The sequence below is a fragment of the Pantoea sp. AN62 genome, from assembly GCF_050432985.1.
GTDB lineage: Bacteria > Pseudomonadota > Gammaproteobacteria > Enterobacterales > Enterobacteriaceae > Pantoea > Pantoea brenneri.
In genome coordinates this window covers 128,985-139,425 of the sequence record NZ_JBNPYB010000007.1, presented here as the reverse complement: position 1 = coordinate 139,425, position 10,441 = coordinate 128,985, and the positions used below count along the sequence as shown (strand labels likewise).

8 protein-coding genes, 1 tRNA gene and 3 other RNA genes are annotated in these 10,441 nt (G+C 55.5%); 4 read left to right on the top strand and 8 right to left on the bottom strand.

The features are described from left to right. Positions 1-16: 16 nt before the first annotated feature. From FHW04_RS10400 to FHW04_RS10370, 7 genes are all read right to left on the bottom strand, one after another. Positions 17-145, bottom strand: a non-coding RNA gene (locus tag FHW04_RS10400) — RtT sRNA. 34 nt (positions 146-179) lie between these two features. Next, positions 180-308: non-coding RNA, RtT sRNA (locus tag FHW04_RS10395), on the bottom strand. 34 nt (positions 309-342) lie between these two features. After that, positions 343-471, bottom strand: a non-coding RNA gene (locus tag FHW04_RS10390) — RtT sRNA. A gap of 34 nt (positions 472-505) precedes the next feature. Beyond that, a tRNA-Pro gene (locus tag FHW04_RS10385) sits at positions 506-582 on the bottom strand. A 126-nt stretch (positions 583-708) separates the two neighbouring features. Further along, the gene (eptB, locus tag FHW04_RS10380; protein WP_089561606.1) at positions 709-2,400 is read right to left on the bottom strand and encodes a kdo(2)-lipid A phosphoethanolamine 7''-transferase; all 1,692 of its coding nucleotides are present in this window, start codon (positions 2,398-2,400) and stop codon (positions 709-711) included. A 326-nt stretch (positions 2,401-2,726) separates the two neighbouring features. Beyond that, positions 2,727-3,155 carry an organic hydroperoxide resistance protein gene (locus FHW04_RS10375; protein ID WP_031375563.1) on the bottom strand — a complete coding sequence of 143 codons (429 nt, stop codon included), beginning with the start codon at positions 3,153-3,155 and terminating at the stop codon, positions 2,727-2,729. A gap of 95 nt (positions 3,156-3,250) precedes the next feature. Further along, positions 3,251-3,715, bottom strand: coding sequence for a MarR family winged helix-turn-helix transcriptional regulator (locus tag FHW04_RS10370; RefSeq protein WP_031375564.1), 465 nt, complete (start codon positions 3,713-3,715; stop codon positions 3,251-3,253). 63 nt (positions 3,716-3,778) lie between these two features. Here FHW04_RS10370 and FHW04_RS10365 point away from each other — a divergent pair, with 63 nt between their 5' ends. Next, positions 3,779-4,372 (top strand): HD domain-containing protein, encoded by a 594-nt coding sequence (locus FHW04_RS10365; RefSeq protein WP_031375565.1) that lies wholly within the window; start codon positions 3,779-3,781, stop codon positions 4,370-4,372. A gap of 41 nt (positions 4,373-4,413) precedes the next feature. Here FHW04_RS10365 and FHW04_RS10360 read toward each other — a convergent pair whose 3' ends face one another. Further along, positions 4,414-4,707, bottom strand: coding sequence for an HTH-type transcriptional regulator (locus tag FHW04_RS10360; RefSeq protein WP_089561607.1), 294 nt, complete (start codon positions 4,705-4,707; stop codon positions 4,414-4,416). A 728-nt stretch (positions 4,708-5,435) separates the two neighbouring features. Between FHW04_RS10360 and FHW04_RS10355 the strand changes: the two genes are divergently transcribed. The 3 genes from FHW04_RS10355 to FHW04_RS10345 all read left to right on the top strand — a co-directional run bounded on the left by FHW04_RS10355 (position 5,436) and on the right by FHW04_RS10345 (position 10,376). After that, a complete protein-coding gene (locus FHW04_RS10355; RefSeq protein ID WP_089561608.1) occupies positions 5,436-7,034 on the top strand; it encodes a gamma-glutamyltransferase family protein in 1,599 nt (532 codons plus the stop codon). Positions 7,035-7,282: 248 nt separating this feature from the next. Further along, positions 7,283-7,999 (top strand): DUF3053 domain-containing protein, encoded by a 717-nt coding sequence (locus tag FHW04_RS10350; protein WP_069728623.1) that lies wholly within the window; start codon positions 7,283-7,285, stop codon positions 7,997-7,999. A gap of 442 nt (positions 8,000-8,441) precedes the next feature. Further along, positions 8,442-10,376, top strand: coding sequence for a PTS mannitol transporter subunit IICBA (locus FHW04_RS10345; RefSeq protein ID WP_031375569.1), 1,935 nt, complete (start codon positions 8,442-8,444; stop codon positions 10,374-10,376). The last annotated feature ends 65 nt before the right edge of the window (positions 10,377-10,441 follow it).

The window sequence follows — 10,441 nt, the reverse complement described above, 5'->3', positions numbered from 1 at the left end:
ACAGGTTTCTTAAATATGGTCGGCGAGAGAGGATTACCGGGCTCTGCGAGCCTGCCCTGCGGGCCGTTGCTGAAGCAACGTTGTCTCGCTGCGCTCGGCTCAAACCTCCTTCGGAGGTCCTCATCCTCTTTTACAACAGACGAAAAAAAACCTGTCTTTTCAGACAGGTTTCTTAAATATGGTCGGCGAGAGAGGATTACCGGGCTCTGCGAGCCTGCCCTGCGGGCCGTTGCTGAAGCAACGTTGTCTCGCTGCGCTCGGCTCAAACCTCCTTCGGAGGTCCTCATCCTCTTTTACAACAGACGAAAAAAAACCTGTCTTTTCAGACAGGTTTCTTAAATATGGTCGGCGAGAGAGGATTACCTGGCTCTGCGAGCCTGCCCTGCGGGCCGTTGCTGAAGCAACGTTGTCTCACTGCGCTCGGCTCAAACCTCCTTCGGAGGTCCTCATCCTCTTTTACAACAGACGAAAAAAAACCTGTCTTTTCAGACAGGTTTCTTAAATATGGTCGGCGAGAGAGGATTCGAACCTCCGACCCACTGGTCCCAAACCAGTTGCGCTACCAAGCTGCGCTACTCGCCGATGGGGGCGCATGTTACTGCGACCCCCGATCAGCGTCAACCGCTTTTTGCGCTTTTGCCGCCAATCGCCTGGAAAGCGCGCGGTTGCTGATCATCCCGCACCCGATTCACCGATTCGGCGTTGTTATTACAGCGGTTTCGCCGGGCTGGTCGCCGGAGCCTGACACCAGTTGTTGGCCGGATTAATCCCGCCATCTGGCGAGGTGTAACCCAGGCAACCAAGAATGGTATCAAACAATTCTACGTGGCGATGGGTTTTGCCGACGCGCTGCTGCGCCTGTAAGCGCTCAAAGTTGCTGCGGTTCTGGCTGTCGGCCAGATACTTATCTGACGCCCACACCATCATCGGAACGCGGAACTGCTCCGGCGGTGCCATCTCACGTGGGGTGCCGTGCAGGTGCATATTTTCGCTGATCGACTCACCGTGGTCAGCGGCATAGAAGACAATCGCCTTCTTATCACGCAGCTGATCCAGCACGCTGTCGAGCATACTATCGACATACAGCACCGAGTTGTCATAGGCATTAATCAACTGTGCTTTGCTACAGGTTTCATCCACCCCCATACATTCCGGCTGGTACTTCGCGAAACTGCGCGGATAACGTTGAGAATAGAGATAGTGCGAACCCTTGGTGTGCAGCACGACCAGATGCTTGCCTTTCGGGAAGCGATCCAGCGACGTCTTCATCTCAGGCACCAGCAGCATGTCATCGACCGCTTTACCCTGGTTACGCTTCTCTGAACCAATCTGCTCACGGAAAGCAAAGTTATTGGCGTTGATGTTGTCGTAGAACCAGACCTCACTCTGCATCGCAAACAGCTCAGAGGTAAAGCCCAGCTCTTTCATCACCGCAAACACGTTTTGCTCTTTCAGCGTACGGCCAGGATTATCCATGGTGCCGCCTTCGCGCACGAACATGCAGCGCAGCGACAGCTTGGTAGCGGTGTCACAGGATTCACCGCGGAACGCGACCAGGTTTTTCTCTTTCGAGAGCTTCGGCGTGGTATCACGATCGTAGCCGAGCATGCCCATGTGATCCCAGCGGGTGGTTTCCCCAATCACGAACACCACATAGGTGTCGTCCAGCCCGGCAGGTGCGACGTAGGTAAACTTCTTCGCCGGATCGAGCAGTTCCTCGCTATTCAGCGACTCATCTATGCGGGTCCAGGCAAACAGCCCCACCGCCGCCAGCCAGTTCGAAGGTAGATAAGAGTGCGCCACCACACCGCCGTAGCTCGGCAGATCGATGTTGGTGATCTCTTCATTATTCTTCTGCAGCTTGTCGAAAAACCGAATTGGCAGCCAGACCAGCGCCACACAGATCAGCATAATCAGAGTGGGTTTCAGGCGTTGTCCTGGCGTACGCAGCTGTTCATTCAGCGTCATACTCAGTTTATTACGCCAGATCATTAACAGCGGCAGCGCGCTGACCAGCACCATCCACAGGATGAAATGGTAGCCAATCACCTCTTTGGAGAGATCGGTATCGGTGGTCATCACCGATGCCACAATGCCGTAGCCAATCACGACGTTAAAAAATGCCATGTAATAGGCGGCAGCAACAGAAATCAGCACGATAAGCGTGGCGAGCACGCGATAAAACCACTTTCCACCCAGCGACAGCAGCCGCATCAGGAAGAAAGTCAGCAGCACAATTGCCACCACTTCGGTCACGGCAGTCAGCCAGTTGGTCACCGTCGATTTCGTCAGGAAACCGTCAAAACGGCGATAAAAAATCGGTAAATTCAATAATATACCGAGATAGAGCGCGAGCAGTAGCGACAACTTTTGCTGCGTTAAGGTTTTAATATAATTCATGAAAAATGGAGTTTCCCCGGAATGATGCGCTTTACCAAATCTTTAATGTGACTACCGAAACGCGGCAGAGTTCGCTGAATAAGCGGACCGGACCAGATGAAGGAGAATTCTGAACGGATTTACAGGCTATAACGCGAGGTGGCCCAGTAAAACATGGCGACACCTGATAGACCAGAAAATAATCTTTGTCGAGCCGATTAGCACATTTTTTGTACAAACGGTATTGCCGGTCGGATCCCGACTGAGGCAAACAAGGCAGAAGTGCGGGATAAGGCGTGGCGGGCGGACAGGAGAGAGCGGGCCAGCATAGCTGGCCCGCGATACGCTTAGCGAATGATGTTCAGCGTCACGTCGATATTATTGCGGGTCGCGTTTGAGTAAGGACAAACGATATGTGCGGCATCAACCAGCTTCTGCGCTTCGGCTTCATCCATTTCTGGCAGATGAATGTTCAGGGTAGCTTCGATACCAAAGCCATTCGGGATCGGACCGATACCGACTTCACCTTCAATCCACGCCTCTTTCGGCATCGCGATTTTGTCACGGCCGGCGACGAATTTCATTGCGCCCAGGAAGCAGGCTGAGTAACCCGCAGCGAACAGTTGCTCAGGGTTAGTCACTTCACCACCAGCACCGCCCATCTCTTTTGGTACACCCAGCTTCACGTCCAGCACACCGTCAGAGGAGGTTGCACGGCCATCACGACCACCGGTTGCTTTGGCTTTTGCACGGTAAACCACTTGTTCTAAAGACATGACATTTCTCCGTTACGCTATTTAATCGCTCACTACTTGTAACGCGGTAATGAGGCGGTGAGGTTCAACGGGCGCGGTACGCCCGTCAGTAAGATTTATCGTGATCGGTTCAGATTGTCGCGTAAACCGTCCAGCTGCACTTTCAGCGCCAGCAACGCATCATCGTCACAGGCGGTCGCGCATTTGACCGCTTCCGGAATAGATTCCGCCTTACTGCGCAACGCCCGGCCAGCCTCGGTCAGAGTCACTGCAACCTGGCGCTCATCCTGGCGGGTGCGCTGACGCATAATCAGTCCGGCACTTTCCAGGCGCTTCAGCAGCGGCGTCAGGGTGGCTGAATCCAGGAAAAGCTGCTCGCCAATCTCTGAAACCGTAAGATCGTCCTTTTGCCACAGCACCAGCATCACCAGATATTGCGGGTAGGTAATGTCGAGTTGGGACAGCAACTGACGATAGACCTTATTCATCGCCAGATTAGCGGAATAAAGTGCAAAGCAGAGTTGCTGATCGACCAACAGTGGCATCGTTTTCACTTTTTTGTCATCTTGATCACTGTTCATAGTGGTAAATATAGATAGCGCGCTAGATAATTGCAAGCAAACTTTTTGAACAGGGGAAAACGCATGCAGAATTCACTGGAAGAACACGCGCGACGCTACGCAACGCAGGCCCATGCCGATGCTGGTCAGCGTCGCAAATATACCGATGAACCCTATATTGTTCACCCGGCGGCGGTGGCGGAACTCGTCCGCAGCGTCAGCGATGACGACGCCCTGCTGGCGGCGGCGTGGCTTCATGATACGGTTGAAGATACGCCGACCACGCTGGCCGATATCGACACGCTGTTTGGTGCCCGCGTCGCCAGTCTGGTCGAGATGCTGACCGACAGCGCACCGGCATCCGCAAAGAACCGGGCAGCGCGTAAGCTGGCGCACTTCCGACATACCGCCAGCGCCAGTCCGGAGGCGCAAACCATCAAGCTGGCGGACATCATCGACAATACCCGGGCGATCGTGCGCTTCGATCCCCACTTCGCCCGCATCTATCTGGTGGAAAAACGGGTGCAGATTGATCTGCTGAAGCAGGGTGATGCGCAGCTATGGCAGCAGGCCTCAACCATTATCGAATCAGGCATTGCCCAGCTGGGACAGCCACCCTACAACGTGCCGGACAGCTGGTTTGAGAAGCAGGCGGCCAGATACCGCGAGCCAGGCTAAAAAAAAACCCGCCATGGCGGGTTCCTTTGGATTTTTCTTCATTATTCCAGCAGTTGCCGACCCAGATAGGGATTGGCATGCAACAGCTTCATTAATTTCTGTGCTGTCGCGGAAGGACGGGTACGTCGGGCTTCCCAACTTTTTACTGAAGAAACGCTTACGCCCATCACTTTTGCAAATTCATCAACCTGCATGCCGGTCATTTCGCGCAGACGCTGTGGCTCTGGCACGGCAGGTTGGCGTTGAATAGAGACCTCAGCGGGACGGTTGTCACGTGTCAAAACAATCTGCTCAAGGCTGCTGAGCAATTCAAACATTGGGTCTTTTAATTCCATAGAGAACTCCTTAAAAACTCACTATGAAGCACGTGAAAGTAGAGAGGTACGAGTCTGAAGTCAGACTCTGAAACCGGGCCTGGTCAGGCTGTATCCCGCAAGGGTTTGTTTTTGTTATGAGAGAAACCACTACGGGACACAGCCTGCTGTGCACTGCTTGTAAACATGTCAGGTCAATGCAACAAATGCCGGGAAGCTAAGTATGGATAGAGACCTGACGATTTGCCGCGCAATTTATAATTATTTTTTTATCTTTTCTTAGCCGGAAAAGTTCCAGCGCCACTAAATAGTTGAGGCTACTATCTTTTGTACCTCAGCAAGCGGCAAAAAAATCAAATTATGTTTGGTAGTAATGTGGATGCCGTCATGCTTTCTGTCGGCATATTGTCGATTCTGTGAGGAAATACACTTCCACCTGAACGAGTGCAAAATATACGCCAATGGCTCACTTCTTAAACATTTATATTCACTGTGTTAATCAAATTAAGAATAGTCCTGGGGCGATATGCCGCGCGGCCGCGGCGTGGCTCACATCCGTGGGCTAACAATTCTTTTACTCTGCCGTAACCTTTTCCGCGGCTGGCGCAGCCGTCACCACGCGGGTGCCTTATGCAGGTGCGTGCGAACGATCTCTGCGAGATCGCTGCGCTGTCGTGGTGCGCCGCCGGGCGACAACATCACCGGAGAGATTCTGCGAATGGCAGAAGAGTTAATCAAAAGGAACAGTGATGAGTGAAGTTGATTTTAATGTGAGTTATGCCTCCCATCGGGTGCCGATGATGGGGCGTAATGCGGTTGCTACCTCACAGCCTCTGGCGGCCCAGGCTGGGATTCGAATGCTGCAACAGGGCGGTAATGCGGTGGATGCCGCCATCGCCACGGCTATCGCGCTGACCGTGGTCGAGCCGACCGGCAACGGCATCGGCAGCGACGCCTTCGCCATTGTCTGGGATGGCCGGGAACTGCACGGCCTGAACGCCTCAGGGCGTGCGCCAGCCGCCTGGAACCTGCAACGCTTTGCCGGACATAAGGTGATGCCGGAGATCGGCTGGGAGTCGGTCACAGTGCCCGGTGCCGTTTCGGCGTGGGTGGCGCTGGCCCAACGCTTCGGCACGCTGCCGCTCACTACCTTAGCCCAGCCGGCGATTGACTATGCGCGCCACGGTTTTCCGGTTTCGCCGCTGATTGGCCAGCTGTGGCAGCGCGGCTACGACAAGCTGCGGCATCAGCCTGGCTTCAGCGACTGTTTTGCCCCGCAGGGTCGTCCACCACGCATCGGCGAACTGTTCCGTAACCCGGCGCAGGCCAGCACTTTGCAGCAGATTGCCGCGAGCCAGGGGAAAAGCTTTTATCGCGGTGAACTGGCGCAGAAAATGGTGGCCTTTGCCCGCGAGCACGGTGCCGCCCTGACGCTGGACGATCTCAGCAAGCATCGCGCTGACTGGGTGAAATTACTGTCACGTCCGTTTGCCGGCGGATCGGTGCAGGAGCTGCCGCCTAACGGTCAGGGCATCGCCACCTTAATCGCCCTCGGTATCCTCGAAGAGTGGGACATTGGCCGCTATGCGCCCGACTCACCGCAGTGGCTGCATCTGTCAATTGAGGCGATGAAACTGGCGCTGGTCGATCTGACGCGCTACGTCAGTGATGAAGATCACCTTGAGTTCCCGGCGGACCGGCTGCTGAGCGCTGACTATATCCGCCAGCGGGCCGGGTTAATCGATCCGGCACAGGCGGGTGATTACGCGTTTGGTGCTCCGCAGCAAAGTGGCACGGTCTATCTCTCCACCGCCGATGCCAGCGGCATGATGGTGTCATTTATTCAGTCTAACTACATGGGTTTTGGATCGGGCGTGGTAGTGCCGGATACCGGTATCAGCCTGCAGAACCGCGGCGCGGGTTTTTCACTCGATCCGCATCATCCCAACGTGGTGGCGGGCGGCAAGCGGCCGTTCCATACTATTATTCCCGCCTTCGCGCTGGATGGTCAGGGTCAGCCACTGATGTCGTTTGGTGTGATGGGCGGCCCGATGCAGGCGCAGGGGCACCTGCAACTGGCGCTGCGGATTATGCTGCATCGGCAAAATCCGCAGGCCGCGATCGATGCGCCGCGCTGGCGAGTGGAACAGGGCCGTGAAGTGGTGTTTGAATCGACTCTCGACCGCAATACCCTCAGCACCCTGCGCCGTATGGGCCACCAGGTGGTGCTGGAAGATCCGCTGAGTAACTATAATTTTGGCGGCGCACAGGCGATTGTCCGCGATCCGCAGGGCTTCTATATTGCCGCCACCGAAAGCCGTAAAGATGGTCAGGCCGTGGTGTTTTAAGGCCGCCTGAGCGCGGCTGCCAAGCGTTATGCTGCCCGTGGTCTGCGGTTGCGGATGACCGACGGACAGCAGCCGGGATGACCGGCACAGCGTCATCGACCGTGTTGCGCATCCTGCCCGGCAACAGACAACCGCGATCGGCTGCATATCACTGATGGTTTCGCATTGTGCCGCGACGCGGGTTTGTTCTATTCTTTAGGCCATTCTTACCTGGACATCAGCCAGTTTCACCGACAGGAGTTGAACGTATGGCTTTAGGACTCACACGCCTCTGGGCGCGCGGCGCGTTTTTAGTCGCTGGCGCGCTGATCGTGCTGCAACTCACCGCATGCGGTGATAAAGAAGGCGAGCAGCGCAAAGCATTTATCGATTTTCTGCAGAATACCGTAATGCGCAGTGGCGAGCACCTGCCGAGCCTGAGCGAAAACCAAAAACAGAGCTTTGGCAATTTTGCCGGTGATTACGCCATCCTGTATGGCTTCTCGCAGCAGGCGAATAAGGCGGTCGATCAGGGTATGCGTCCGGTGGTGGATGAGCTTTCTGCCATTCGCGTGCCGCAGGATTACCTTAATCGTCGCGACTCGCTGCGCCAGGCAAACAGCGCGCTGGTGATTGTCACTCAACAGATCGAAAGCGCCAAAATGCAGGCGGACAGCAGCAAAGCGGCCCTGAAGCAGTCTGATGATCTGAAAAAAGTCTACGATACCGCCTACAACAAAGTGGTCACCGTGCCGGCGAATCAGCTTATCCCACTGTTGCCACAGCTGCAGGCGCTGAGCCAGGCCGCGGTACAGACCGGTGATTTCCTGCAAACCCAGGGCACCCGCGTCAGCTTTAACGATGGCGGTGTGCAGTTCCCGACCCAGGAGCAGGCTTCGCAATATAACGCGCTGATGAGCACCTTATCAGCCAATGCCCAGGCGCTGACCCAGGCACAAAGTGCCGTTCAGGGTGGTTTACAGTAACCTCATTTAGCGGCAGGCGTCGATCGCCTGCCCTTTTCCCACTCCGTTTTGTCTCCCCTCTCCCCTTGCTTTCTGCTGGCCTGACTAAAGTGTGATCGGGCGCATTTTTGTCCAAAAATAATTTGTGATCGAAGTCACAGAGTCATAACAAACTGCCGCCTGTAAAATGTGACAATGATCACAGATAAGCCGGTTTTTCGGTTAAAATTCCGCCACCTTAAGACTCTTCTGAGTTAATTTTGTGATCATAGTCACTAAAAATACCCCTGCCACCACCCGCATTACGTGATCTGAATCACACTTATTTCGGCCGCTACGCAGCGTCATATTCGCGTGGTAGAGTCCGGCTGCATACAGTAATACCACCGGCTGATTGCCGGGGTGGCTAAACAAAAACAAGCGCGCTCTCCTATTGCAGCGCGTCTCAATAAGGGGTGGGTTTATGTCCTCATCAGTGAAGGTCAAAGTACAGAGCTTTGGTCGCTTTCTGAGTAATATGGTGATGCCAAATATCGGGGCGTTTATCGCCTGGGGTATCATCACTGCACTGTTTATTCCAACTGGCTGGATCCCTAACGAAACGTTAGCCAAACTGGTTGGCCCGATGATCACCTATCTGCTGCCGCTGTTGATCGGCTTTACCGGTGGACGTCTGGTCGGCGGCGATCGTGGCGGCGTGGTCGGTGCAATCACCACCATGGGGGTGATTGTTGGTGCCGATATGCCGATGTTCCTCGGCTCAATGATTGCTGGTCCGTTGGGCGGCTGGGCGATCAAGTCGTTTGACCGGGTCGTCGACGGCAAAATCAAAAGCGGCTTCGAGATGCTGGTTAACAACTTCTCTGCCGGCATTATCGGTATGCTGCTGGCGCTGCTGGCGTTCCTGGCTATCGGTCCGCTGGTTGAAGGGTTGTCGCACATCCTCGCGGCGGGCGTGAACCTGATGGTGCAGAACAACCTGCTGCCATTAACCTCCATCTTCGTCGAACCGGCGAAAATCCTGTTTCTGAACAACGCCATTAACCACGGCATCTTCTCACCGCTCGGTATCCAGCAGGCGAGCGAAGCGGGCAAGTCGATTTTCTTCCTGATTGAAGCCAACCCAGGTCCCGGTATGGGCGTGTTGATGGCGTACATGTTCTTTGGTCGTGGCAGTGCCAAACAGTCTGCGGGCGGTGCGGCTATTATCCACTTCCTCGGCGGCATCCATGAAATCTACTTCCCGTATGTGCTGATGGCGCCGCGTCTGCTGCTGGCGGTGATCCTCGGCGGGATGACAGGCGTCTTCACCCTGACGCTGCTGAATGGCGGCCTGGTCTCCCCTGCTTCGCCAGGTTCTATCCTCGCCGTGCTGGCGATGACGCCAAAAGGCGCTTACTTCGCCAATATCGCGGCGATCATCGCGGCGTTCGCGGTCTCCTTCGTGGTCTCTGCCATCCTGCTGAAAACCAGCAAAGTGAAAGAAGATGACGATATCGAAGCCGCAACAAAACGCATGCAGGATATGAAGGCGCAGTCTAAAGGCCAGACCACAGCGGGCGCACCGGTTGCCAGCGATGCAATGAGCGTTGAGCTGCACCACGTGCGTAAAATCATTGTGGCCTGTGATGCCGGTATGGGTTCCAGCGCCATGGGCGCAGGCGTGCTGCGTAAGAAAGTGCAGGATGCCGGCTTAAGCAACGTGTCGGTAACCAACACGGCGATTAACGCCCTGCCGGGTGATGTCGATCTGGTGATTACCCACCGTGACCTGACCGAACGCGCGATTCGCCAGGCGCCCCATGCTCAGCATATCTCGCTGAACAACTTCCTCGACAGCGCGCTCTACAGCACCCTGACCGACCGTCTGGTGGCGGCTAACCGCAGCGAAGTCCACCGTGAAACGGTGCAGACTGCGCTGTCAGACAGCTACGACGAAGGCAACGCGCACCTGTTCAGACTGGGTGCGGACAACGTGTTCCTCGGCCTGAGCGCCAGCAACAAAGAGCAGGCGATTCGTTTTGCCGGTGAACAGCTGGTGAAAGGCGGCTACGTTGAGCCAGAGTATATTGACGCGATGCTGGCACGTGAAAAACTGACGCCAACCTACCTCGGTGAGTCGATTGCCGTGCCGCACGGAACGGTTGAAGCCAAAGACCGGGTGCTGAAAACCGGCGTGGTGTTCTGCCAGTATCCGGCAGGCGTGCAGTTTGGTGATGATGCGGAAGATGTGGCGCGGCTGGTTATCGGTATTGCAGCCCGCAATAACGAGCACATCCAGGTGATCACCAGCCTGACCAATGCGCTGGATGATGACAGCGTGATTGAAAAGCTGGCCAATACCACCCGTGTGCAGGACGTGCTGGATCTGCTGTCAGGCAAACCGGCCACCGCGTAATTTAAACGGATTATTTTCCCTGGGGCGGTCAGGCCCGTCCCGATTCCTGGGGCGGGCGTGCCCGC